The sequence below is a fragment of the Clostridium cavendishii DSM 21758 genome (genome assembly GCF_900141845.1).
GTDB classification, from domain to species: domain Bacteria; phylum Bacillota; class Clostridia; order Clostridiales; family Clostridiaceae; genus Clostridium_AG; species Clostridium_AG cavendishii.
The window spans coordinates 287,710-312,593 of the sequence record NZ_FQZB01000007.1; the positions used below are offsets into that span (position 1 = coordinate 287,710).

Genomic DNA, 24,884 nt, shown 5'->3' on the forward strand with positions numbered 1-24,884 from the left:
AATGAAGAAACTTATAATTTTTGATGTAGATGGAACTTTAATTGAGACAGCAGTATCAAATACAATAGGTCTTAAAATAACTATGAATGAACTTTATAATAAAAGTTATACTGATGAGGATGTAAGACAGTATATGGGTATACCAGGTGATGAAGCTTTAAGGAATCTAAATGTAAAAGAGGAAGAAATCTCTCGGGTTTGGAGTTATTGGGAGGGTAAAGTAAGAGAAAATTCACATCATAACTATGTTTTTGAAGGAATTTGTGAAATGCTAGAGGAACTAAATAAAAAATTTTCCTTGGCAATAGTTACATCTAAAACTCATAGTCAGCTTGAAGAAGATTTTATTAAAAGAGGCTTAATTAAATATTTTGATATTTGGATTTGTAAGGAAGATACAGATAAACACAAGCCTAACCCAGATCCTTTAATAAAAGCATTAGAGAAGGCAAAAGTGGAACCAAAAGATGCTATTTATTTAGGTGATGCATTTGTAGATTGTAAAGCAGCTACTGCTATAAATATGGACTTTGCTCATTGTAGATTTATGGACAAGTATGATGAGGTAGACTGTGAAATTATTTTTAATAAACCTAAAGAGATAATAGAGTATTTCTGCAGATAATAATATAAACTTTTATAAGATTTCGATTACTATTTAAGGGTATAGTTAGTATAATGTTACTATTTGAAAATAGAGATTTTATTGAAGGGAAGTTAATAGTATATGTTATAATTTATATAAAGTAGTAGGAATACTATATAAATAACAAATGAAGGGGTGTAATAAAATGGATAGTTTAATTGATTTACATTGTCATACATTAGCTAGTGGCCATGCTTACAGTACTTTAGATGAAAACATAAGGGAAGCTAGTAATAAGGGGTTAAAGGTAATAGGTATATCAGATCATGGACCTAATATGCCCGGTGGGCCACATACATTTTATTTTAACAACTTGAGGGTCTTACCTAAAGTGATTTATGGAGTTAAAGTGCTTAAAGGTATAGAAGCAAATATAATTGATTTTGATGGTAATTTAGATGTGGATGAATATGTTTTATCTAATTTAGATTATGCTATAGCAAGTTTGCATACACCTTGTATAGAGAGTGGGAATAAAGAGGAGTGTACGAATGCTGTTATAAAGGCTATGGATATACCAAAGGTAAAGGTTATAGGACATCCAGATGATAGTAGATTTCCTTTAGATTATGAACGATTAGTAGCCGCTGCGAAGAAAAAAGGAGTGCTTTTAGAAATTAATAACTCTTCGTTGAAAGTAGATAGCTATAGAGCTGGAGCTCGTGAGAATTTAATTCAATTATTAAAGCTTTGTGAGAAACAAGATGTTAAAGTTATACTTAGTAGTGACGCTCACATACATTATGAAATAGCAGATTTTAAAAATTGCATAAATCTTATAGAAGAAGTAGATTTTCCTAAAAAATTAATAGCAAATTACAATGCTGATATTTTAAAAGCTTTAAATTTATTTTAGAGACTTATGTAAATATTGACAAATAAAAATCAATTTTATACAATTATTTATGAAAAAGGAGTGTGATTTTATGATAAAAGAAAATGGTAATATTTCAATCCATACAGAAAATATTTTTCCTATTATTAAAAAGTGGTTATATTCTGATAAGGACATATTTATTAGAGAGCTTATAAGTAATGGCTGTGATGCTATCAGTAAGTATAAGAGACTTGTTACCTTAGGTGAAGTGAGCGGCGATATTAATGAAGGTTTTAAAGTAACCGTTTCTGTAAATAAGGAAAATAAGACTCTTAAGTTTATAGATAATGGTATAGGTATGACTGAGGAAGAGGTTAAAAAATATATAAACCAAGTAGCTTTCTCAGGAGCTGAAGACTTCATAGAAAAATATAAGGATAAAATGGATGATAGCAAAGATATTATAGGTCATTTTGGATTAGGATTCTATTCTGCCTTTATGGTATCAAAACAAGTTAAAATAGATACCTTATCTTTTAAAGAAGGTGCAGAACCTATCACTTGGGTATGTGATGGTGGTACAGAGTATGAACTTACAACTTCTGAAGAAAGAACTACAAGAGGAACTACTATAACTTTATTTATAGATGAGGAAAGTGAAGAGTTTTTAGAAGAGTATAAAGTAAGAGAAATAATAAATAAATACTGCGGGTTCTTACCAACAGAAATATATTTAGAAAATGAAAATGAAGAGAAAAAAGAGGATAAAGAAATCAAGCCTTTAAATGATATAGCTCCTTTATGGGCAAAAGCTCCTAAGGATTGTACTGATGAAGAGTACAAGGAGTTTTATAGAAAAGTTTTCATGGATTTCAATGAACCATTATTTTGGATACATTTAAATGTAGATTATCCTTTTAACTTAAAAGGTATATTATATTTCCCTAAACTTAATAATGAATTTGAAATAGTAGAAGGTAAAGTTAAGTTATATAATAATCAGGTATTTGTGGCTGATAATATTAAAGAAGTTATTCCAGAATTCTTATTATTATTAAAGGGAACTATAGATTGCCCAGATTTACCTCTAAATGTTTCAAGAAGTTTCCTTCAAAAAGATAGAGATGTAATGAAGATTTCTAAACATATAGTTAAAAAGGTAGCGGATAAGCTAGTTGAATTATTTAAGAATGATAGAGAAAACTACAATAACTTCTGGAAAGATATACAAGTATTCATTAAGTATGGATGTTTAAAAGATGAGAAATTCTATGAAAAGATAAAGGATATCTTAATTTTTAAAACAATGAAAGGTGATTATGTAACGCTTAAGGAGTATCTTGAAGAATGTAAAGAAAAACATGAAAATAAGGTATTCTATATTTCAGATGAGAAACAACAATCTCAATATATTAAGATGTTTGAAGCATATGATTTAAATGCTGTTATATTAGATACAACTATAGACAACCATTTCATAAGCTTTTTAGAGACTCATGAAAGTGGAGTTAAGTTTACTAGAATAGATTCAGATATATCTGAAACACTAAAATCAAAGGATGAAGATAGTGAAGAATCTAAGAATTTAAACACTAAACTAGAAGGAATATTTAAAGATTCATTAAATGGAAAAATAGCTAAATTCTCAATAGAAAGTCTTAAAAATGAAGCTACTCCAGCTATGATAGTGATATCAGAAGAATCAAGAAGAATGTCTGAAATGAGTAAAATGTTTGGTGGTATGCAAATGCCGGGCATGTTTACTGAAGAAAAGACTTTAGTTATAAATAAAAATAATAATCTTATTAAGAAATTAATAAGTCTTTCAGAAGATGAAGCTAAAAAAGAAGATGTAAACTTTATATGTAATCATATATTAGATTTAGCTCTGATATCTAATAAGGAATTAAATGTAGATGAAATGGATGCATTTATAAAAAGAAGTAATGAACTTTTAAATAAATTAGTATAAAATGGAAATTAAATTTATTATATAAAAAATAGCTGTAGAAAGATAAAAAAATATAATCTTTCTATAGCTGTTTTACTTATATTGGTAAAAGGTTATATGAAATTATTTAAAAAGTTAAAATACTTAAAATTAATATAATGCTATAAAGAATAGCATAAGTGATTATTTTGTTGAGTAAATTATTTTGAAAAAATCATCAGCAGTTATGATTTCTATAGGGTGTCCTTTTGAAATTAAATCCATAGCTCGTCTTCTCTTAGTACTCATTTCATGAGGTAAAAGATTTGTTAAATTTTTTCCTCCAATTACTAAAATGTCAGTTTTTTTTGTAACTGAGCCACCTGTTGTAGCGCCTAATCTTCTAATAATAGACATAGCTTCGCCTCTACTCATTCTTGGTAAAGCACCTGTAAAAACTACAACTTTATTCTTAAAATAATTAGTTTTTAAAGCACTAACTTCTCTGAGAAAGGATATAGGTCCTTTTGAGTACAAAGTAGAATCATCAATATTTTTTTTAGTTTTAGAGGTTTTGTTTAGTTTACCACAAGCTTTATAACCATCTTTATTGATATAGCCTACCTTTATATTCAATAGCTCTGAAAGGTTATTTAAATCAGAGGGCTTTAGCTCATCTATTATTTTAATCAGAATATTTGCACAAGCAGTAGCATCTGCACTAGCATGATGATGTTCAAACTTATATCCTAAATAGGTGCTTATTGTATCAAGTTTAGCATTTTCTAAATTAGGAAAGAAATTTCTACTTATAACCATAGTGCACAAATAACTAAAGTTTGGATAAGGAATATTATATAGATTTAAAGTTTTTCTAAGAACACTTATATCAAAAGAAGCATTGTGAGCAATTACAAGAGTATTATTAAAGTATTGTTTTATTTCTGGCCATAACTTATCAAATTCTTTTTCATTTTCAACATCGGCTTGTCTTATTCCGTGAATCATTATATTCATTGGAGTAAAACGTAATTCTTTTGGTTTGATAAGCCAGTACTTTTCTTCAATAATTTTATTATCTTTAACAACAGTTATACCTAAAGAACAAGGGCTATGCCTCATTTCATTAGCAGTTTCAAAATCTATAGCTATAAAATCCATTTTTGCCTCCATAGATAAAAATTTAAGTAAGGTCATTATTAAATGACTTTTAGATTATATCATATATAAAAGTATATAAAAATATTTTTAAGTATGAAGGGTGGATATATAAATATTTGTTATAATAGAAATATTTATTATAAGTTTTTACTTAATAAATACTATTTTTATTGTGTCAAATTTTTATTAGATTAATAATTATATTATAGAAGCATTATTTTAAGGAGAATAACTATGAGAGGAGGACTTCCTAGTATTAACAATGGGAGAGTAGTAAATAATGAAGAAGCATTTTTAAGAATGGATGAATTTGAAGATAAGTATTTAATTTATGGAAAGTTACCAGGTGTTAGAAAGCAGGATATAAATATAAATTATAATGAAGATGATGAAAACATAACCGTATCTACCGTTATTAGTAAGAGCAAAAGTGCAAGCTCAAGTTTTGTATTTATTAGTGTCCAAGAAAGTAGAAGTATATCAAAGACATTTTCAGTACCTAATATAGATACTTCAAAAGTAAGTGGTGATTTTGATGGAATGAATATAGAATTGCATCTTCCAAAGAAAATAGAAGTAAAAACAAATGGTTTAATTATAGACATTGATGAATTCACAGAAGAATAATTACTTGACTTCCTACGAGTTTCGTAGGAAGTCAGTTAATTATTAAAAATACATTCTATAGGTTATATTTAATAACACAAAAAATAATAAGCAATTTTACAATATAGGAATATTATATATGGAAGCTTTAAAATAAAAGGGTGATAATTTTGAGACCTATAAGAATACTTTCCATTGATGGTGGTGGTGTTAGAGGTATAATACCAAGTCAAGTTTTAGTGGGGGTAGAAGACCTTATTAAAAAGCATATTGGAAGAGAAGAGGCTAGAATCTCTGATTACTTTGATATTATAGCTGGTACAAGCATAGGCGGTATATTAACGGCTATGTATTTATGTCCAGATGAAAACAATCCCAAAAGACCTAAATTTTCAGCGATTGAAGTTTTGGATATATTAAATGAAAAAGCACCTTATATATTTAAAAAGTCCATGGGATACAGTTTAAGGTCAGCATTTGGATTACTTAGACCAAAGTATGCAGGTAGTAATATAGAGGATAATTTTAAGGAATATTTAGGTAAGGTAAAGCTCAGTGAGGTTCTAAAACCATGCCTTATTACTGCTTATGATATTGAAAAAAGAAATGCTGTGTTTTTTAATATGATAAGTGCAAAAAAGAATTTAGAAAAAGATTTTTTTTTGACTGATGTAGTAAGGGCTACATCAGCTGCCCCGATATATTTTCCTGTAGCTAATATTAGTTCATTGGCTGATGATGAATATGTTTTAGCAGATGGAGGAATATTTGCAAATAATCCAAGTGTTTGTGCCTATGTAGAAGCTAATAAGTTAGTAAGTAACATAGATATGAATAATGTTCTTATGTTATCTATCGGGACAGGAATAGATACCTTTCCGTATAAGTTTAAAAAAGCTAAAAAATGGGGAGCTATTAAATGGTCTATACCTATATTTCATATTTTTATGAGTGGAATATCAGAAACTGTAGATTATGAGATGAGAACTATGTTTAAAGATAAAAATAAGGAAGAAAATTATTTAAGAATACAGACAGTCTTAGATAAAAAGAGAATTAATAGCTTTAGTTTGGATGATTGTACTAAAAAGAATTTAAAAGCACTAAATGAAATAGGAAAAGAGATTTTTGAAGAGAATAAAGACGAGTTAGAAAAATTCGTCAAAAAACTTTTTTCATCTTATTAGAGAATGTTTAAACATTAATTGACAAAATAGATATAAAGTGAGATAATACAATCAGATAAACGTTTACAAAAAAGAAATAGGTTTAAATAAAATTTACTTGACTTCTAACGTATGATTTTTAAATGTAAGTCATATTTATTATCGTTTGTAGGAGTAAGTTCACATTTCTAAATCAAAGATTTGAATAACCACTTATGTAGCTCAATAGAGAATTAGAGTAAGGGCCACATAAAATTGCTTCGGCTAATTTTATGTGGCTTAATTTAATTTCTACCAATGTATATTATATAAATGAAGATATGAAAGAGGATATTAGGAGGGGTTTATATGGATAAATATGTTATAGCATTAGATCAAGGAACAACTAGCTCTAGAGCAATAATATTTGATAAGGAACAAAATATAGTTGGGATAAGTCAAAAGGAATTTAGGCAAATATACCCTAAAGAAGGTTGGGTTGAACATGATGCTATGGAAATATGGGCAACTCAATATGGTGTTCTTCAGGAAGTGATGGCTAAAAATAATATAACTCAGGAGGATGTAGCAGCTATTGGAATAACAAACCAAAGAGAGACTACTATTGTTTGGGATAAGAATACTGGTACACCTGTTTATAATGCTATAGTATGGCAATGTAGAAGAACTGCTGATATTTGTGATGAGCTTAAGAAAAGTGGATTAGAGGATTATGTCAGGAAAAATACTGGATTAGTAGTAGATGCCTATTTTTCAGCTACAAAAATAAAATGGATTTTGGATAATGTAGAGGGTGCAAGAGAAAAAGCAGATAATGGTGAGCTTTTATTTGGAACAGTTGATACGTGGTTAGTTTGGAAGCTTACAAATGGAAAGGTACATGTTACTGATTATACAAATGCATCAAGAACCATGCTATATAATATAAAAGAATTAAAATGGGATGATAAGCTTTTAGAAGTTTTAGATATACCAAAATCAATGCTTCCAGAAGTTAAAAACTCTTCTGAAATATATGGATATGCAAACCTAGGGGTTAAGGGTGGCATAAGGGTGCCAATATCAGGAATTGCAGGAGATCAACAGGCAGCTTTATTTGGACAAGCATGTTTTAAAGAAGGGTGCGCAAAAAATACTTATGGTACAGGTTGCTTTCTTCTAATGAATACAGGAAATAAAATGATAGAAAGTAAAAATGGATTACTTACAACAATAGCAATAGGATTAGATGGCAAGGTTCAGTATGCTTTAGAAGGTTCTGTATTTGTTGGTGGGGCTGTAGTTCAATGGCTTAGAGATGAGCTTAGAATAGTAAATGATTCAACTGATACTGAATATTTTGCATCAAAGGTAAAAGATAGTGCTGGGGTATATGTAATACCAGCTTTTGTAGGTCTAGGAGCACCTTATTGGGATATGTATGCAAGAGGAGCTATATTAGGGCTTACAAGAGGGACTAATAGAAATCATATAATAAGAGCAGCCTTAGAATCAATAGCATTTCAGACTAGAGATGTAATAACAGCTATGGCTGAAGATGCGGGTTATGAACTTAAAAGCCTTAAGGTTGACGGTGGAGCAAGTAAAAATAATTTTCTTATGAAGTTTCAAGCAGATATAATAGGAAAAGAGGTTACAAGACCTATAATTACAGAAACAACAGCTCTAGGGGCTGCTTATCTTGCAGGACTTGCGGTAGGTTTCTGGAAAGACAAACAGGAGATAGCAGATCTTTGGCATATAGATAATACTTTTAAGCCAACCTTAGAAGACAAAAAAAGAGAAGAAATTTATAAAGGCTGGAAAAAAGCTGTTTCAAGAATACGTGGTTAATAAATAAGTAAGAATCCAAATTTTTAATTTGGTTATTCGAACTTACTCTTATGAATGATAATGAATAGGAGTTTTATTTAATAACATTTAAAGGATGGGGATTTTATATACCCATCCTTTAATTTATTATATGATCTAGCAAGAATAATTTGGTAGTAGTAAAAATATATGTAAATAGTGAAATTATTCAAGTGATAAAAAAATATGAAAAATAATTTCATAAATTACTTTAATCTATATTTTTTATATGTATAATATATATAGTGAAATTGTTAAATAAAAAGGAAAAAATATAACTTTTAAGTGACATTCTAAATTTTATATTTAGTTAATGGAACTTACTCATATGAACGATAGTGAATAGGAGTTTCCTTTTATATATTAAAAAAGAGGTGCATAGTATGAAAATTGGATTTGATCATGAAAAATATCTTGAAGAACAATCAAAATTCATTTTAGAAAGAGTTAACAATTATGATAAGCTTTATTTAGAGTTTGGTGGAAAACTATTATTTGATTTACATGCAAAGAGAGTTTTGCCTGGCTTTGATGAAAATGCGAAGATAAAATTATTACATAAATTAAGGGATAAGGCTGAAATTATAATATGTCTTTATGCTGGTGATATAGAAAGAAATAAGATAAGAGGAGATTTTGGTATAACTTACGATTTAGATGTATTAAGACTTATAGATGATTTAAGAGGTTATGACCTTGAAGTTAATAGTGTAGTTATAACAAGATATAGTGGACAACCAGCTACTACTGTATTCATAAATAAGCTTGAAAGAAGAGGTATAAAAGTATATAAGCATGAAGCTACTAAAGGGTATCCAACAGATGTTGACACTATAGTAAGTGATGAAGGATATGGAAAAAATCCGTATATTGAAACTACTAAGCCAATAGTTGTTGTAACAGCTCCAGGACCAGGAAGTGGGAAGCTTGCTACTTGCTTAAGTCAACTTTATCATGAAAATAAAAGAGGAAAAGTTGCAGGATATTCTAAGTTTGAAACTTTTCCAGTATGGAATGTTCCTTTAAAACATCCTTTAAATATAGCTTATGAGGCAGCAACTGTGGATCTTAAAGATGTAAATATGATAGATTCATTCCATTTTGATGCGTATAATAAAGTATCTGTAAATTATAATAGAGATATTGAAACATTCCCTGTACTTAAGAGAATAATTGAAAAGATAACAGGTGAAGAGTCGGTTTATAAATCACCAACAGATATGGGTGTGAATAGAGTAGGATTTGGAATAATTGATGATGAAATAGTTAAAGAAGCTTCTAGACAAGAAATAATAAGAAGATGTTTTAAAACTAACGTTGAGTATAAAAAAGGTTATGTTGATAAGGAAACTTATAATAGAGCAAAATTAATTATGGAAGAACTTAAGTTAAAAGAATCAGATAGAAAAGTTGTTATACCAGCTAGAGAATATGCTTCAAAGTTGAATGAGAATGCAGAAAAACATGAAACTTGTTCAGTAGTTGCTCTAGAGCTTGAAGATGGAACTATTTTAACAGGGAAAAGTTCAGAAATTATGGATGCAACAGCTGCTGTAATCTTAAATGCAGTTAAGCATTTTGCTAAAATATCTGATGAGATACACCTTATATCTCCAGTTATATTAGAACCAATTATAAATTTAAAATCAAAAACTTTAGGAAGTAAAAGTACAGCTTTAACTTGTGAAGAAGTGCTTATGGCACTTAGTATATGCGCAGTTACTAATCCAACAGCTCAAGTGGCTATGGAAAAATTGCCTATGTTAAAAGGAGGTCAAGCACACTCTACTACAATAATAAGTAGCAATGATGAACAAACTTTTAGAAAACTAGGAATAGATATAACATGTGATGCAGAATATGCTTCAGAAAGTCTTTATTATAATAATTAATTAGATTGATAAAAACACTTACAGTAATGTGAGTGTTTTTTTGTTATAAGTAAAAAGGTAGATAAGAAAAAGGTAGTTTTAGTAGTACATATTTGAGAATAATTTTCATACTATATAAGTGTATTAATACAAGGTGAGAAAACTTATGTATAAAAAGGGAGATTTTCATATGCATACAACGGCTTCAGATGGGGAGCTTACACCAGAAGAAGTTGTAAATTTAGCTAAAGAGAAAGATTTAGATATAATAAGTATCACAGATCATAATACTTTAAAGGGCGTTAAAGAAGCTAAAGTAATTGGAGAACAATTAGGAATTAAGGTTATAGAAGGTTTGGAGTTATCTACAAGATATAAAGGTGAAAAAGTACATGTACTTGGGTATTTTAAAGGTGGTGCTTGTGAGAATAAAGAATTAAAAGAAGTTTTAGCTTTAATAAAAAGTAAAAAAAATTTGAAATTGCAAGAGTTATATAATGAGAAATTTTTAATAGAAATAGATACAGAAATACCTAGAATAACTGCAGAAACAGGAATAAGACTGATACATTATTTTGGTGGAGTTGCTGTATTAGCGCATCCAGTTAAACTTAGTTCAAAAATAAAAGATGAAGTTTTAAATATGGATTTTGATGGAATAGAAGCTGTTTATTTTAGGAATTCTATTGAGGATACAGAGTTTTTTAAAGTTTTGACAAAAGCCAAAAGCTGTTTTTATACAGCAGGTTCTGATTTTCATACTAATAAAAGGTTAGATAAAAGACATGGATGTATAGCAGATGTAAGCTTAAACTCAGAAGAAATAGAATTTTTTATTAGTAATTTATTAATATAAAACGACAATTCAATATGTAATATGTATAATTCATAATTTTTTTATTCCAAAAAGTTACTTAATATGAAATAATAAATTATATAACTTGTAAGGAGTGGAGATGTTATGAGTTTTACTATTTTTATAGCATTCATTATTCTAATTTTAATGAAATTCAAAATTGTAAATTTAGAAAGTATAAGTGGTGTTTTGATATTAATAACATTAGCTACAATATTAGATGGAATTACAATTAAATATAAAAAGAAATGGGAGTTTTTTAAGCAGATAAATAGAAGTCAAATAATTGATGAAGAAGATAAGTATACAATATATAATATGATGCCTAAATATATATTTAAATGTTCTATAATACAAATGCTAATACTTTCAATATCTTTTTATTTTGAGCATTATGTAAAAGAAGTTTTTATAAATGGAGTTTATCAAAATAGAATAGTATGTTGTATTTGCATTTTTATATGGTTCATATTATTAGTTATTCCTATGCTTAGTACAAATAGAATTTTAAAAAGAAAATATAAAAAATTAGATATAAGTTTATAATTATATTTATTGAAATATAAAATAAATATAAAAATAGTTGCATAATATAAAAACCTATGTTATTATAAGTGAGTAGCAATACAAAAAATAAAGATAAAGATTAAGTAGATTTTAACTTTCTCCATTTAAGGATTAGTTACATCGAAATTAAATCTTTAAAAAGGAGAAATTATTATGGATAAGAACTTAGTATGTAGAGATTGTGGTAAAGATTTCGTTTTCACTGAAGGAGAACAAGCGTTCTACAAAGAAAAAGGATTCGAAAATGAACCAACAAGATGCGTTGATTGTAGAAGAGCTAGAAAGCAACAAAACAACAACAGAAGATTCGATAGATAATATTGAATGATTAGGCTATAAGAGCTTGCTCTTATAGCTTTTTTTATGTCTATGCTAAGTATTTATAGCTATTATAAAAAAGAACAATAAATTTTGTGAAATTTTTACTATTGTTATTTTTATATAGAAATTTGGATTGCTTATGATTTAGATGAAAAAACCATACTAAGTAAAATTATTTAATTAGTAAAAAATATAATTATTAAGGCTTGTAAATAAAAAATTTCTACTTATATATATATTCGTAGGAGTAGATTCAAATAACAAAATTGAAAATTTGGATTCTCATTTAAAATATATTTTTAAATTCAATAAATAATGATATAATCAAAAAAGTATGCAATTAAGTTTAAAATAAGGTTTAACAACTGATAAGTAGGTGTAATAAAGATGTTAGAAAATAAATTTTTACCAGTAAGTAGAGCGGATATGGAAGAGCTAGGTTGGGAGCAATGTGACTTTGTTATAGTTACAGGGGATGCCTATATTGATCATCATAGTTTTGGAACAGCTATTATTTCAAGAGTGCTAGAAGATGCAGGTTATAAGGTTGGTATAATAGCTCAACCAGATTGGCATAGTACAGAGGATTTTAAGAAGCTTGGAAGACCAAGACTTGGTTTTTTAGTTAATGGTGGTAACATGGATTCACTTGTTAATCATTATACGGTAAGTAAGAAATTAAGAGAAAAAGATTTTTATTCTCCAGGTGGAAAAATGGGACTTAGACCTGATAGAGCTACCATAGTATATTGTAATAAAATAAGGGAAGCTTATAAGCATGTAAATGTAGTGATTGGGGGAATAGAAGCTAGTCTTAGAAGATTTGCTCATTATGATTATTGGAGTGATAAGGTTAGAAACTCAATGCTTATAGATAGTGGAGCAGATTTATTAGTTTATGGTATGAGTGAAAGACAAATAGTTCAAGTAGCAGATAACTTAAATAATGGGTTTGAAGCTAAGTATATAAGATATATACCAGGCACTTGTTATACGGTAGATGGGTTAGATGAACTTTATGATGATTATGTAGAAATACCATCAGTTAATGAAGTAGCTGAAGATAAGATTAAATATGCAAAAGCGTTTAAAATACAATATGAAGAACAAGATCCTGTTAGAGGTAAAGCTATAGTACAAAAGCATGGTAATAAATATGTAGTACAAAACAAGCCAGAAATGATATTAACTAGAGAAGAACTTGATAAAGTATATGCACTTCCTTATCAAAAAACATATCATCCTATGTATGAAGAATTAGGTGGAGTGCCAGCAATTGAAGAGGTTAAATTTAGTATAGTGAGTTCAAGAGGTTGCTATGGTAACTGTTCCTTCTGTGCTATAACATTCCACCAAGGAAGAATTGTTCAAAGTAGAAGTGAAGAGTCTATAGTTCAAGAGGCTAAAGACATAACTGAATTTAAAGACTTTAAGGGGTATATTCATGATGTAGGTGGACCTACTGCAAATTTTAGAAAGCCTGCTTGTAAAAAGCAATTAACTCATGGAGCTTGTAAGCACAAGCAATGTTTATATCCAGCACCTTGTAAAAACATGGATGTAGATCATAGCGAATATTTAAAAGTTCTTAGAAAGGTAAGAGAGTTACCTAAGATAAAAAAAGTATTCGTTCGTTCAGGTTTAAGATATGATTACATTATGGCAGATAAAAATGATAAGTTTTTTAGAGAGCTTGTAGAGCACCATGTAAGTGGTCAGTTGAAAGTTGCTCCAGAACATGTATCTGCAAATGTTTTGAAATATATGGGTAAACCATCAGGTAAAACTTATGATAGATTTAGAGAAAAATTCTTTAAGATAAATGAGCAATTAGGTAAAAAACAATATATAATCCCTTATTTAATGTCCAGTCATCCAGGTAGCACATTAAATGAAGCAATAGAGCTTGCTGAGTATTTACGAGATATTAATTATCAACCAGAACAAGTTCAAGACTTTTACCCTACTCCAGGAACATTATCAACAGCAATGTTTTATACTGGATTAGATCCATTAACTATGGAGAAAGTATATATTCCAAAAACAAAAGAAGAAAAGGCAATGCAAAGAGCATTACTTCAATTTAGAAATCCTAAGAACTATAGATTAGTTTTTGAAGCATTAACAAAGGCTGGAAGAACAGATTTGATAGGTTTTGGAAAGAAGTGCCTTATAAGGCCAAGAGATGGAAGAACAGATTATAATAAAAATTCTGGTGCTGAAAAGTCTTCTAATTCTTATAAAGGGAAAAATAAACCTACAAGTAAAAATAAAGTAAGAGAAGAACGAAAAACTAATAATAAATCCAATGTTAAAAATTCTAGAACAAAAACAAGAGGTAAAAGATAAAAGTATTAATTAATTTTAAAAAGATAAAAAGCTATCAAAATAAAATTTTGATGGCTTTTTGCTTAAAATTATATTTGAATATGATATAATATATTAAAAATGTAGAATGTTTAAATGTGTAGGAAAATAAAAAAATTAAGATTTAGAAGGTAGTAAAAGCTAAGCTTAATGAGAAATGAGAAGGAGGTTTACATGGTTAAAAAAATTAAAGAAAAGCTATTACAAAATAAAAAGAAATCTATAATATCGTTAATAGTTATAGTACTTATGGTATTGCTTATAGTAACACTTGCTATGAAACCGTTTAAAGAAGATGATTTTAAAGGTAAGAAAGTAGAAGTTACTAAAGAGGAAAAAGATTTAAATAAGTATAATGACAATATAGAGGTAGAAAAGGATTGCAAAAATGTACTTCTTTTAGGTGTTGATAGTAGAGAAGATGATTTCTCAGATTCAAGAACAGATTCAATAATAATAGCAACAGTAGATCCTAATGGTAATACTGTAAAGTTAACATCTGTTATGAGGGATACTATGGTAGAAGTACCTGGTAAAGGTTATTATAAAATAAATTCTGCATACAGCTTAGGTGGTGTAGAGTTATTAAAAAGAACATTAAAATATAACTTTAATATAAATATAGATACATATATGATTATAGATTTTAGAGGCTTTCAAGAAGCTATAGATGTCTTAGGTGGAATAGAGGTTGAAGTCAAAGATTATGAAGTTAAGGAAATTAATAAATATATAGAAGAAGTTAATTTAGATAAATCAACATTTATAGCAGAGCCAGGAATACAAAAATTAAATGGGCAACAAGCGCTATCATATTCAAGAATTAGAAAAGTTGGTAATGGTGATTTTGAAAGAATGGACAGGCAAAAAAGAGTTGTTGGGTTAGTTTTAGATAAGGCTAAGAAAATGAATGTTTCTGAATATCCAGAACTTATGGCTAAAATGTATCCATTTATAAGAAGTGATATGCAAAGTGCATATATATTAAAAATGGCAAATACAATTTATAAAATGCAAGGTATGGAATTGAAAAATTTTCGTATTCCATTAGATAATACAGGAATAATAACTTTTGTGGATTCACAATGGGTAGTTATACCTAAGCTCAAAGAAACAACAAAGGAGCTTATGAAGTTTATGTATCCGGATAAGGATCTATCGGACATAAGAGTGCCTGATAATAGTTTTATAATAAATAAGGCAGAGGAGCAGAAAAGAAACAGTTTACAAGAAAATAAAAAGCCTGAAGTAAAAGACGATAGCTTTTTAATTATTCCACCTGAAGAGAATAAAAAGCCGGTAGAAAATAAAGAAGACAAGCCTAAAGCCACTGATAATACTTCAGGAGATAAACCAAGTGATAATAAGCAGCCAAATCAAAATAACAATCAAAACAACAAGCCAAATATAGGTGAAGAACAGAAGCCTGTGGATAACAATCAGAAGCAAACTGATAATATACAAAATAGTAATGTGGATAACGCAAATATAAAAGATAAGTAGACAAAAAGGATATTTAAAAATAATGATTAAGTCCTTTAAATACCTCTTTTAATAGGAGAAAGCGTAGACTTTAGGCTAAATGAAAAAAGATGGATTCATATAATTGAATCCATCTTTTAGTTTTATAAGAATTTATATATTTTTAAACAAGAAATTATAAAAATATGAATTTTTTTATATGCAAATAGGTGATACTATGTATTGGAAATATTTTTGGAAAGAGGAGTTATTTATATGATTAGGAAAAAAGAAAGAAAAAGATCTAAAAATATAATGTGGATAATAATTATTTTAACTTTAGTAATAGGAGCTTCTCTTTTTGCAATAAAACCATTTAAAGAAGATAAGTTTAATGGGGAAGAGAGTAAAATTACTAAAGAGGAATTAGTAGTAAATAAGCTTAATGATAATATAGAAGTGGAAAAGGATTGTAAAAATATATTGTTATTAGGAGTAGATAGTAGAAAAAATGATTTTTCTGATTCTAGGACAGATTCAATAATAATAGCAACTGTAGATCCTAATCGTAATACTGTAAAATTAACTTCTGTTATGAGAGATACGATGGTAGAAGTACCTGGTAAAGGATATAACAAAATAAATGCTGCATATAGTTTAGGTGGTGTAGAATTATTAAAAAGAGCATTAAAATATAATTTTAATGTAAATATAGATACATATATGATTATAGATTTTAAAGGGTTTCAAGAGGTTATAGATGTTTTAGGGGGGATAGAAGTAGAAATAAAAAATTATGAGGTAAAAGAAATTAATAAATATATAAAAGAGGTTAATGGTAATAAGGCGACTCTTATAAATAGTTCGGGTATGCAAAAACTAAATGGTCAGCAGGCTTTATCTTATTCAAGGATTAGAAAGGTTGGTAATGGCGATTTTGAAAGAATGGATAGGCAAAAAAGAGTGATAGGCTTAGTTTTAGATAAGGTTACAAAAATGAATGTCTCAGAATATCCAACATTACTGAGTAAGATGTATCCATTTATAAGGAGTGATATGCAGAGCGGATATATTTTAAAAATGGCAAATACAATTTATATGATGCAGGGAATACAATTAAAAAATTTTCGTATTCCGCTAGATAACACAGGAATAATGACATTTGTAGATTCACAATGGGTAGTTATACCAAAACTTAAACAAACTACAAAAGAACTTATGAAGTTTATGTATCCAGATAAGGATTTATCAAATATAAGAGTTCCTGACAATTGGTATATAATAAATAAAGCTACAGAGCAAAAGAGAAAGCTTGAAGAAGAAAAGAAGAGTGAGAATGAAGTATTAAATCAAAGTCAATCAGCACAGGATAATAAAGAAATAAAAACAAAGAATATTCCTGAGCTTTCGGAAGATGGGCTTGATTAAAGAATTAAAAGATATAAAATTTTAGAACGAATTATGATTGATAATAAAGTGAAAGTGAGGGCCAAAAATGAAGATTAAAAAAATTATAGTAGGTACATTATTTTTTATTATGGGACTTGGAGTATTTGCTTATGCTATGGATAGAGGTGATATTCTTTTAATAGGCGAAATCTTAGATGTAGGTACAAGTAATGATAAGATTGTCGTTGAAGGGGTCATAAAATCAGATACAATTTATAAAGAAAAAGTCTTGGTAAATATAAATAATGAAACTCTAATAGTGGATAAAACTGGAAAAAAGCTTAATAAAACAGATTTAATTAAAGGTGATGGAGTAGTGATAGTTTTGAATCCAGCAATGACAAAATCAATTCCTCCACAAGCAACAGCTAAAAAAATTGAAATATATAAAGTAAGTAAATAATTAATTATCATAATACACTTTATATAATACACTTTATCGATTATAATAATTAGTAGATAATTATTATTATAAAGGAGAATAATAGTGTATAAAATAGAAGATGTATGTTTAAATTGTGGAGCTTGTGTACCAAATTGTCCGGCAGAAGCTATATACGAGGCAAATGGAATCTGTGTTATAGATGAAGAACGTTGTATTGATTGCAATATTTGTTTAGAAGTTTGCCCAATAGCAGCTCCTATAAAAATAGAAAAATAAAAAATAGAGAAATGACGTGAATGTCATTTCTCTATTTTTCTTCACCATTAATTAATCTTTTAATATTTTGTTTATGACGGACAATTATTAGTAAGGCTGCTATCAAAGCACCATAAAAAAATTCCATATCAAATTTAAAGAAATAGGTTGATAATACTAGAGCAAGACCTAAACATATAGACCTTATAGAAACTATTTTGATAAAAAATTTTAAAATCAAAAATGTTGCGCAAGCTATTAAGGTAGGTATTGTTAATATATAAGCAAAAGCACCTACAGTTGTAGCAACACCTTTACCACCTTTAAATTTTAAAAAAATAGTATAATTATGACCTAAAATAGCTGCTAATGCAACAAGTGTAAGTACTAAGGATTTATTACCATTAACAATATCCAACCTAAATAGTAGGTCCGATATAAGAACAGGTAAAAGACCTTTTAACATATCAAATATCATAATTAGAGTTCCTGTGGTTTTGCCATAATTTCTTTTTACATTTGTAGCACCTATATTACCACTACCAAGATTTCTAATGTCTTCTCCATATTTATATTTAACAAGTAAATACCCCGAGGGAATAGATCCCATAAGGTATCCTAAAATTACTAAAAAAATATTCATTGATAAATTACCTCTTTTATTGTATTACTTTGTACATATTATAATATAGATTAATTTTAATATTATTTCAACTAAATTTAAAGTATTTATTATTTAGTTAAGATTTAATTAATTTTGTTATTAGAAAAGAATTTAAATTTAAATATAAATTCATAAGAGGTTAAAGAGACCTACAAATTAGTCAGAAAATTGTAGGTTTTAAATAATTAGTGCTTAAATGTATAAATTATATAATCAAGTACTGATTTATAATTTGAATTTTGATTATATACATGAAGATCTTTTAAAATGGAGTCAAAATATTTAGAAAGTCCATTTAAAGTATACGGTAATATTTGCTTTATATCACTAGAAGTATTATTAACCCCTAAAGCAAAAGAATAAATATTTAGTTTTTCTAAATCATTTATAGATGGATTTAATAAATCATTTGATGTATATTGATAAAGTGAATTTGAGAAGTTATTCCAATCTTCAATAAATAGTTTCTTATTATTTATAATACTTAATTTGTCACTATCATTAATTTTATTAGCTAAAAAAGTTTTATAGTCATTTGTACAGATTTCTTCAACAGAATTAAATAAGTTATAAGCTTTAAGATTATTCAAATCACATAGATAAGTAGTTCCTAAAGATTCTAAATCAGTTAATCCTTTTAAAAATTCTATTTCATGAGGTAATAATTCACAATCAACGCTATGAGTAGTCACTATATATTCAGAAATTCCATTTGGATTTAATACTGGATCAAAGTTTTCGTTTGGATCTATATTTATAAATCCTTTTCTTAGTAAATCCAAAAATATTATTAATAAAAGATCTTCTTGAGGAGAATTTCTTAAAATAGCTAAAAAAGCTGGACTTATGTTTGAAGGAAATTTAAAATTAGCATTGTTATTTTTTGATTTATTATTTTTCTTTAGTTTATTATTTTTAGTAGAATTATTAATTATATTTTTATTATAGTTTATATTAGGTGATGTTTTGTTTTCAATTAAAATCTTCTTTTTTTTCGGTATATTTATTATAAATACAATTATAACAATTATAGCGAAAAGAATAATAGCAAATGAGTGTCTGAACAAGAAAGTATCTTTAATTTTTGAAAAATAGAATTCTTTATCAGCAGCCTTAAATACAGCTTTAGGAATTAAGTTTTGACCATATGCTGTATCTAATGTAGAAAGCTTATTTTCACCTGATTTTTTAGGATAGTTTTTAATATCATGATCATTATTTTTATTTATTTCAAATTGTATAAGCGTATCTACTTTTGAGTCTTTTTTTAATTTAAAATAATTTGTTATTGAATCTTTATAAATAGAATTATCAGAAATAGTTAGATTTTTTACCCAAATACCTTTAAATTGATGAGAATATTTATCTTTATAGGCATGTGAATCAATGCTTAATTCATCTATTTTTATGTCATTAATATTATTATCATATAATGTGTTTTCAAAAAATGCACCATCATTATATATTGTAACTCCTTCAGAAAATTCATAATATATATAAAGATTTGTTAGATTATAATATTCATTACAATGTAGCGTTATCTCATAAAATTTATCAGTTTCCTTTATTTCATAAAAATTTTTAGATGATGAAGTAGGATAAAAAGTAATATCTTCAAACTTTGTACCATCTTTTAAAGAACCATCAATTTTTTTTATATTAATAAAGGTGTCTTTTATTTTAGGGATACGTCTAATTATCTTATCAGATGGACAACCATTTTCTAGGTGATATCCTTCGTTAAAAGTAATATTAGCATTACTATTAATACTATAATCAATAGATAACCTATTTTCATTTTCAGAATATGAATATGCATAAGTACAAGTACAAACACAAGAGATAGTAAGGCATATTAAAAAGTATATAAATTTTTTCAAGAAAAACCCCCCTATAAATACATATGTATAATTGTAACATAATTTAGATGAAGGTTGCGCTAAGAATTAAATAATTTAGACTTAAGTTGTAAATAATTAATAATAAAAAAATATATATATAAAAGTTTAAAATATTATTGCTTAATAGTATATATGCTGATAGAATGAATGTGCAATTAAGTTCATAGAGGATTTAATAGTTATTTAAGAAGAAAGAAGGAGATAACTGAATGACAAACTTTGAGATTTTTACAGACTCATGTTGTGATTTACCTATAGAATATATTAAAGAAAAAAATATAAAATTTGCAAGACTTACTTGTAGCTTTAGTGGGACAACATATAATGATGATTTAGGAGAAGGGTTAAAATATAAGGATTTTTTTAATGCTATAAGAAAGGGTGAAACTCCTATTACATCTCAACCAAGCGTAAATGAGTTTTATGAAAAATTCAAAGAAATAATTGAAAAAGACTTAGATATATTATATATTTGTGTATCAACAGGTATGAGTGGTACAGAAAACAGTGCTAATATAGCAAAAGAAATGATTTTAGATGAATTTAAAAATGCAAAAATAACAATAGTAAATGCATTAACTGCATCTTTAGGTCAAGGTCTTTTAGTTATGAAAGCTGTTCAGTTAAAAGAAGAGGGAAAATCTATTGAAGAAATAGAAAAATACATAATAGAAAATAGAGATAATCTTAATACATATATGACTGTAGATGATTTACATCATTTAAAAAGAGGTGGTAGACTTTCCACTGCAGCAGCATTTCTAGGAATAATGTTACATATAAAGCCTATTTTAACTATAAATAGTGAAGGACGAGTTATAGCAATTAAAAAGGCTAAAGGAAGAAAGGGCTCAATATCACAATTGGCACAGATAGTTTTAGAAAAAATAGAAAATCCAGAAGAGCAAATATTGGCTATAAGTCATGGTGATTGTGAAGAAGAGGCATTAAAGCTTAGAGATGCTATACTTAAAGAGAAAAAAGTTAAAGATGTAATAATGAATTATACAGGCCCAGCAGTTGGAACTCATGGAGGGCCAGGAAATATAGCTGTTTTCTTTATAGGGAAGCCAAGGCAAAATCATATAATATAAATTTTAGGACTAATTAGAAACATTAAATTTATGTTTTTAATTAGTCCTTAAGTGACTATCCAAATTTTTAATTTGGTAATAGGAGCTTACTTAAACAACTAAGAATTTCTTAATGAGCATTGTATTTGTCAGAAGATAGATGATCTGATTTTATTAATTTTCCATTTTCATAGGTTTGCTTATAGGTTGATGAAGTTAAAGTAGAGGGATGGTTTACTACTATTTTAATTTCTCTATTAGGGTTTTCGTTAATTCCCCAAATATTTGCTACTACATAACCATCATTGGAAACATAGGATTGTAGTACTATAGGGTTTTTTTTATTATTTTTAAATTTAAAATCTATTTGTCCACTAGCTATGGTTGCATCTCTTCCAGCTTCAACATAAGTAACTAGCATAGCATGAGGAGCTCTTTCAACTATTTGTAAGTCTGCATATAGTACAGCATTATAAATTGTACTAACGCCTTGACATATACCTCCGGCGACTGAATCAACTACTTTATTAGAAGCAAAAGCAGGTGCAGGTTTATAACCATCTTGCATTTCACGTCTTCCAGCAGTTTTATCACAAGAAAAAACATTATCTGGCATTATAATAGTACCACTTAACTTATTCATGAATAATCTAATATTATTAGTTCTATCTACATTTGCGTTAGGTAGTTTAGTTTTATAACTTCCTATTATAGTCATTTTGGAGAATGTATCGGTGCTTAATGGGGATTTAGCTTCATTAATTTTTAAGTTTATAGTATTATTATTGTTTTTAAAGTCATTCAATTTAGTGCTTATTGAATTTGAAAGTTCATCAAAGTCTACTGACAAATCTGGATCGCCTATCTTATATTCAAGTTTATTGTTTAAAAATTCTATTTTAGAAAGTTTTTTATTTTTATTAAGTTCTTGGTCAATTTTTGAGCAAAATTCAGTTAATAAATCTTTATTTATATTAAATTTAATTTGCAAATCAATCCTAGTTTTATTTGATGATAGATAATTAAAACTATCTATAAAAAAATTATTTCTTTTATTTTTACTTAAAGCATCTTTAATCATAGTATCTGTATCAAAAGTTATGGAAAGGTCTTTTAAGCTTTTAGTTTCTTTGATGTTTTTATGAGTAAATATAAATTTGTTGTTTGATATTTTATCATCAAAATGTTTTTTTACTATATCTTTTACTTCAGTTTCTTTAAGACCTGAAAGGTCAATATCGTCGAGATATACATTAGAATATACTTTATCCTTATGAAGATTATAACTTATAGCACACACCATGGTAGTAATTATTGCTATAAAACATACGATCGATAATGGAATAAACATTTTTGGAAACTTATTTTTCATAATTTCCACCCCCAATTTTTAATTAATAATTCATATATTTTTATGAGGGAAATTTTAAAACTATGAAGGTTTTAATAATTTAATAAAATTTATTTCGAAAAATATTAGTTAAAAAAAGTAAACGAATACATAGAATGATAAAAAAGTAAAAATAATAAATAAATTAAAATGTTAAATAAATAGGTTTGAAACTGATAAAAATTATATAAAATTTAGTTGATTTTAACAAAATAGCATGATATTATATGTTTATATATTAAATTAACATTTTAGATTTTAATATAAAAAGGGGGAGGGGTAGCGTGACTAAATATATTTTAAAAAGAATAGTAGTCAGCTTAATAACAATCTGGATGGTTGTAACAATTACATTTTTTTTAATGAGATTGTTACCAGGTGGACCTTTTTCAGGGGAGAAAAAGTTACCACCATCAGTACAAATGAATTTAGAGGCAAAGTTTGGAATGAATAAGCCTTTAGGAGAGCAGTATACAACTTACCTTAAAAGTGTAGCGAGTGGATATTTAGGACCATCAATGTATTATGATGGAAGATCTGTAAATGAGATTATAGCAACACATTTTCCAACATCAGCAAAACTGGGGGTAGTTTCTATTTTATTTTCATTAATTATAGGAATAGCTATGGGAATTATAGCAGCTATAAAGCAAGATAAATGGCAAGATAGAGCAACTATGATTATATCAACTATAGGAGTTACGGTGCCAAGCTTTGTACTTGCAACAATACTTATGTATATATTTGCAGTTAAGTTGAATCTTGTACCAGCTTTGGGGTTGAATGGAGCAAGTTCTTACATACTTCCAACAATTGCTTTATCTGGGTATAATATGGCCTTCATAGCTAGGTTATCAAGATCAAGTTTAGTTGAGGTTATAAGACAAGATTATATAAGAGTAGCAAGAGCAAAGGGTATGTCTGGAAAAACTGTAATAGTAAAACATGCTTTAAGAAATTCTTTAATACCTGTAGTTACATACACAGGACCGATTGTGGCTATGGTATTAACAGGGAGCTTTGTGATAGAAAGCATTTTTGGTATTCCTGGTATAGGTAAAGAATTTGTTACATCTATAGGTAGTAGAGATTATACATTAACTTTGGGATTAACAGTATTTTTTAGTAGTTTCTTAGTAGTGTGTAACTTAATAGTAGATATTTTATATGGAATTATAGACCCGAGAATAAAAGTTAGTTAGAAGAGGTTAAAAGGGGGAAGAAAAAATGGAATTATCAAAAGGGCTTTTTACGCCTCTTCCAGAAGTAGAAAAAAATGCTGAGGTCATAGCAAGACCTACGCTCACATATGCACAAGATGTTTTGAGAAGGCTTAAGAATAATAAAGTAGCAATGTTTGGGGTTATATTAGTAGTAGTAATAACATTAATAGCAATTTTTGCACCTATATTTTATCCACATGATTACCGTACCCAAAATTTTGCTATAAAGAATCAAGGTCCTTCATTAGAGCATTGGTTTGGCACAGATACATTTGGAAGAGATGAATTTGCAAGAATATGTTATGGAGCTAGAATATCACTTACAGTAGCATATGTAGCTAGTATTTTAAATATAGTAATAGGAGTTTTATATGGTGGTATTTCAGGATATTTTGGAGGAAGAGTAGATAATATAATGATGAGAATTATAGATGTTCTTTATTCAATACCTATGATGATATATGTAATACTTTTAATGCTTATTTTTGGTAGTGGTATGAAAAGTATAATAATAGCTCTTGCTATATCTTATTGGATGGGTATGGCAAGAATAGTAAGAGGAGAGATTTTAGCTTTAAAGGAGCAGGAATTTGTTCTTGCAGCTAGAACACTTGGAGCATCACCAAAAAGAATAATAATTAGACATTTAATACCAAATTGTATGGGTTCTATTATAGTAACTTTAACACTTATGGTACCACAGGCAATATTTACAGAATCATTCTTAAGCTTTATAGGTCTTGGAATGAGTGCACCAAAGGCGTCTTGGGGAACATTAGCATCTGATGCGGTTCAAACTATAGCTCTTTATCCAAGTCAGCTTATATATCCGTCTATAGCTATTTGTTTAACTATATTAGGTTTTAATATGTTTGGAGATGGCTTAAGAGATGCATTAGATCCAAAAATGAGAAAATAGGAGGA

General features: G+C 27.7%; 22 protein-coding genes. 18 read left to right on the top strand and 4 right to left on the bottom strand.

Annotation, left to right across the window (positions count from 1 at the left end; translation table 11 throughout):
- Position 1: 1 nt before the first annotated feature.
- The 3 genes from BUB01_RS08545 to htpG all read left to right on the top strand — a co-directional run bounded on the left by BUB01_RS08545 (position 2) and on the right by htpG (position 3,435).
- Positions 2–625, top strand: a complete 624-nt coding sequence (locus BUB01_RS08545; protein WP_072986276.1) for an HAD family hydrolase — start codon at positions 2–4, stop codon at positions 623–625.
- Positions 626–791: 166 nt separating this feature from the next.
- A complete protein-coding gene (locus BUB01_RS08550; RefSeq protein WP_072986277.1) occupies positions 792–1,502 on the top strand; it encodes a phosphatase in 711 nt (236 codons plus the stop codon).
- 70 nt (positions 1,503–1,572) lie between these two features.
- Positions 1,573–3,435 carry a molecular chaperone HtpG gene (gene htpG / locus BUB01_RS08555; protein WP_072986278.1) on the top strand — a complete coding sequence of 621 codons (1,863 nt, stop codon included), beginning with the start codon at positions 1,573–1,575 and terminating at the stop codon, positions 3,433–3,435.
- 162 nt (positions 3,436–3,597) lie between these two features.
- On the opposite strand, the gene BUB01_RS08560 is transcribed toward htpG, so the two are convergent.
- The gene (locus BUB01_RS08560; RefSeq protein WP_072986279.1) at positions 3,598–4,554 is read right to left on the bottom strand and encodes an exonuclease domain-containing protein; all 957 of its coding nucleotides are present in this window, start codon (positions 4,552–4,554) and stop codon (positions 3,598–3,600) included.
- A gap of 234 nt (positions 4,555–4,788) precedes the next feature.
- Between BUB01_RS08560 and BUB01_RS08565 the strand changes: the two genes are divergently transcribed.
- The 12 genes from BUB01_RS08565 to BUB01_RS08620 all read left to right on the top strand — a co-directional run bounded on the left by BUB01_RS08565 (position 4,789) and on the right by BUB01_RS08620 (position 17,730).
- Positions 4,789–5,181: an Hsp20 family protein gene (locus BUB01_RS08565; protein ID WP_072986280.1), complete on the top strand. Its 393-nt coding sequence runs from the start codon at positions 4,789–4,791 to the stop codon at positions 5,179–5,181.
- A gap of 149 nt (positions 5,182–5,330) precedes the next feature.
- The gene (locus BUB01_RS08570; RefSeq protein WP_159433218.1) at positions 5,331–6,347 is read left to right on the top strand and encodes a patatin-like phospholipase family protein; all 1,017 of its coding nucleotides are present in this window, start codon (positions 5,331–5,333) and stop codon (positions 6,345–6,347) included.
- A gap of 327 nt (positions 6,348–6,674) precedes the next feature.
- Positions 6,675–8,159 carry a glycerol kinase GlpK gene (glpK, locus tag BUB01_RS08575; protein WP_072986281.1) on the top strand — a complete coding sequence of 495 codons (1,485 nt, stop codon included), beginning with the start codon at positions 6,675–6,677 and terminating at the stop codon, positions 8,157–8,159.
- A gap of 401 nt (positions 8,160–8,560) precedes the next feature.
- Complete coding sequence (locus tag BUB01_RS08580) at positions 8,561–10,069, top strand: DUF1846 domain-containing protein (protein WP_072986282.1); 1,509 nt, start codon at positions 8,561–8,563, stop codon at positions 10,067–10,069.
- Between the two features lie 145 nt (positions 10,070–10,214).
- Positions 10,215–10,904 (top strand): PHP domain-containing protein, encoded by a 690-nt coding sequence (locus BUB01_RS08585; RefSeq protein WP_072986283.1) that lies wholly within the window; start codon positions 10,215–10,217, stop codon positions 10,902–10,904.
- Between the two features lie 105 nt (positions 10,905–11,009).
- Positions 11,010–11,450, top strand: coding sequence for a hypothetical protein (locus BUB01_RS08590; protein WP_072986284.1), 441 nt, complete (start codon positions 11,010–11,012; stop codon positions 11,448–11,450).
- Positions 11,451–11,621: 171 nt separating this feature from the next.
- A complete protein-coding gene (locus tag BUB01_RS08595; RefSeq protein ID WP_072986285.1) occupies positions 11,622–11,789 on the top strand; it encodes a zinc-ribbon domain-containing protein in 168 nt (55 codons plus the stop codon).
- Between the two features lie 390 nt (positions 11,790–12,179).
- Positions 12,180–14,141, top strand: a complete 1,962-nt coding sequence (locus BUB01_RS08600; protein ID WP_072986286.1) for a YgiQ family radical SAM protein — start codon at positions 12,180–12,182, stop codon at positions 14,139–14,141.
- Positions 14,142–14,333: 192 nt separating this feature from the next.
- On the top strand, positions 14,334–15,662 hold the full coding sequence (locus BUB01_RS08605; RefSeq protein WP_072986287.1) for an LCP family protein: 1,329 nt from the start codon (positions 14,334–14,336) through the stop codon (positions 15,660–15,662).
- 234 nt (positions 15,663–15,896) lie between these two features.
- The gene (locus tag BUB01_RS08610; protein ID WP_072986288.1) at positions 15,897–17,048 is read left to right on the top strand and encodes an LCP family protein; all 1,152 of its coding nucleotides are present in this window, start codon (positions 15,897–15,899) and stop codon (positions 17,046–17,048) included.
- A 67-nt stretch (positions 17,049–17,115) separates the two neighbouring features.
- Positions 17,116–17,472, top strand: coding sequence for a DUF3221 domain-containing protein (locus BUB01_RS08615; protein WP_072986289.1), 357 nt, complete (start codon positions 17,116–17,118; stop codon positions 17,470–17,472).
- A gap of 84 nt (positions 17,473–17,556) precedes the next feature.
- Positions 17,557–17,730: a 4Fe-4S binding protein gene (locus BUB01_RS08620; protein WP_341422552.1), complete on the top strand. Its 174-nt coding sequence runs from the start codon at positions 17,557–17,559 to the stop codon at positions 17,728–17,730.
- Between the two features lie 31 nt (positions 17,731–17,761).
- Here BUB01_RS08620 and plsY read toward each other — a convergent pair whose 3' ends face one another.
- Both plsY and BUB01_RS08630 read right to left on the bottom strand, forming a co-directional pair.
- A complete protein-coding gene (gene plsY / locus BUB01_RS08625; RefSeq protein WP_072986291.1) occupies positions 17,762–18,352 on the bottom strand; it encodes a glycerol-3-phosphate 1-O-acyltransferase PlsY in 591 nt (196 codons plus the stop codon).
- Between the two features lie 206 nt (positions 18,353–18,558).
- Complete coding sequence (locus BUB01_RS08630; protein WP_072986292.1) at positions 18,559–20,253, bottom strand: hypothetical protein; 1,695 nt, start codon at positions 20,251–20,253, stop codon at positions 18,559–18,561.
- A gap of 230 nt (positions 20,254–20,483) precedes the next feature.
- Here BUB01_RS08630 and BUB01_RS08635 point away from each other — a divergent pair, with 230 nt between their 5' ends.
- The gene (locus tag BUB01_RS08635; RefSeq protein WP_072986293.1) at positions 20,484–21,368 is read left to right on the top strand and encodes a DegV family protein; all 885 of its coding nucleotides are present in this window, start codon (positions 20,484–20,486) and stop codon (positions 21,366–21,368) included.
- A gap of 109 nt (positions 21,369–21,477) precedes the next feature.
- Here BUB01_RS08635 and BUB01_RS08640 read toward each other — a convergent pair whose 3' ends face one another.
- Positions 21,478–22,719: a VanW family protein gene (locus BUB01_RS08640; RefSeq protein ID WP_072986294.1), complete on the bottom strand. Its 1,242-nt coding sequence runs from the start codon at positions 22,717–22,719 to the stop codon at positions 21,478–21,480.
- A gap of 302 nt (positions 22,720–23,021) precedes the next feature.
- Here BUB01_RS08640 and BUB01_RS08645 point away from each other — a divergent pair, with 302 nt between their 5' ends.
- Both BUB01_RS08645 and BUB01_RS08650 read left to right on the top strand, forming a co-directional pair.
- Positions 23,022–23,939, top strand: a complete 918-nt coding sequence (locus tag BUB01_RS08645; RefSeq protein ID WP_072986295.1) for an ABC transporter permease — start codon at positions 23,022–23,024, stop codon at positions 23,937–23,939.
- A 25-nt stretch (positions 23,940–23,964) separates the two neighbouring features.
- A complete protein-coding gene (locus BUB01_RS08650; protein WP_072986296.1) occupies positions 23,965–24,879 on the top strand; it encodes an ABC transporter permease in 915 nt (304 codons plus the stop codon).
- Positions 24,880–24,884: the final 5 nt, after the last annotated feature.

Coding starts and splice junctions, on each gene's coding strand:
- BUB01_RS08545 (WP_072986276.1), top strand. CDS start 2: ATGAAGAAACTTATAATTTTTGATGTAGATGGAACTTTAATTGAGACA.
- BUB01_RS08600 (WP_072986286.1), top strand. CDS start 12,180: ATGTTAGAAAATAAATTTTTACCAGTAAGTAGAGCGGATATGGAAGAG.
- glpK (WP_072986281.1), top strand. CDS start 6,675: ATGGATAAATATGTTATAGCATTAGATCAAGGAACAACTAGCTCTAGA.
- BUB01_RS08650 (WP_072986296.1), top strand. CDS start 23,965: ATGGAATTATCAAAAGGGCTTTTTACGCCTCTTCCAGAAGTAGAAAAA.
- BUB01_RS08640 (WP_072986294.1), bottom strand. CDS start 22,719: ATGAAAAATAAGTTTCCAAAAATGTTTATTCCATTATCGATCGTATGT.
- BUB01_RS08615 (WP_072986289.1), top strand. CDS start 17,116: ATGAAGATTAAAAAAATTATAGTAGGTACATTATTTTTTATTATGGGA.
- plsY (WP_072986291.1), bottom strand. CDS start 18,352: ATGAATATTTTTTTAGTAATTTTAGGATACCTTATGGGATCTATTCCC.
- BUB01_RS08610 (WP_072986288.1), top strand. CDS start 15,897: ATGATTAGGAAAAAAGAAAGAAAAAGATCTAAAAATATAATGTGGATA.
- BUB01_RS08580 (WP_072986282.1), top strand. CDS start 8,561: ATGAAAATTGGATTTGATCATGAAAAATATCTTGAAGAACAATCAAAA.
- BUB01_RS08565 (WP_072986280.1), top strand. CDS start 4,789: ATGAGAGGAGGACTTCCTAGTATTAACAATGGGAGAGTAGTAAATAAT.
- htpG (WP_072986278.1), top strand. CDS start 1,573: ATGATAAAAGAAAATGGTAATATTTCAATCCATACAGAAAATATTTTT.
- BUB01_RS08550 (WP_072986277.1), top strand. CDS start 792: ATGGATAGTTTAATTGATTTACATTGTCATACATTAGCTAGTGGCCAT.
- BUB01_RS08590 (WP_072986284.1), top strand. CDS start 11,010: ATGAGTTTTACTATTTTTATAGCATTCATTATTCTAATTTTAATGAAA.
- BUB01_RS08560 (WP_072986279.1), bottom strand. CDS start 4,554: ATGGATTTTATAGCTATAGATTTTGAAACTGCTAATGAAATGAGGCAT.
- BUB01_RS08585 (WP_072986283.1), top strand. CDS start 10,215: ATGTATAAAAAGGGAGATTTTCATATGCATACAACGGCTTCAGATGGG.
- BUB01_RS08635 (WP_072986293.1), top strand. CDS start 20,484: ATGACAAACTTTGAGATTTTTACAGACTCATGTTGTGATTTACCTATA.
- BUB01_RS08605 (WP_072986287.1), top strand. CDS start 14,334: ATGGTTAAAAAAATTAAAGAAAAGCTATTACAAAATAAAAAGAAATCT.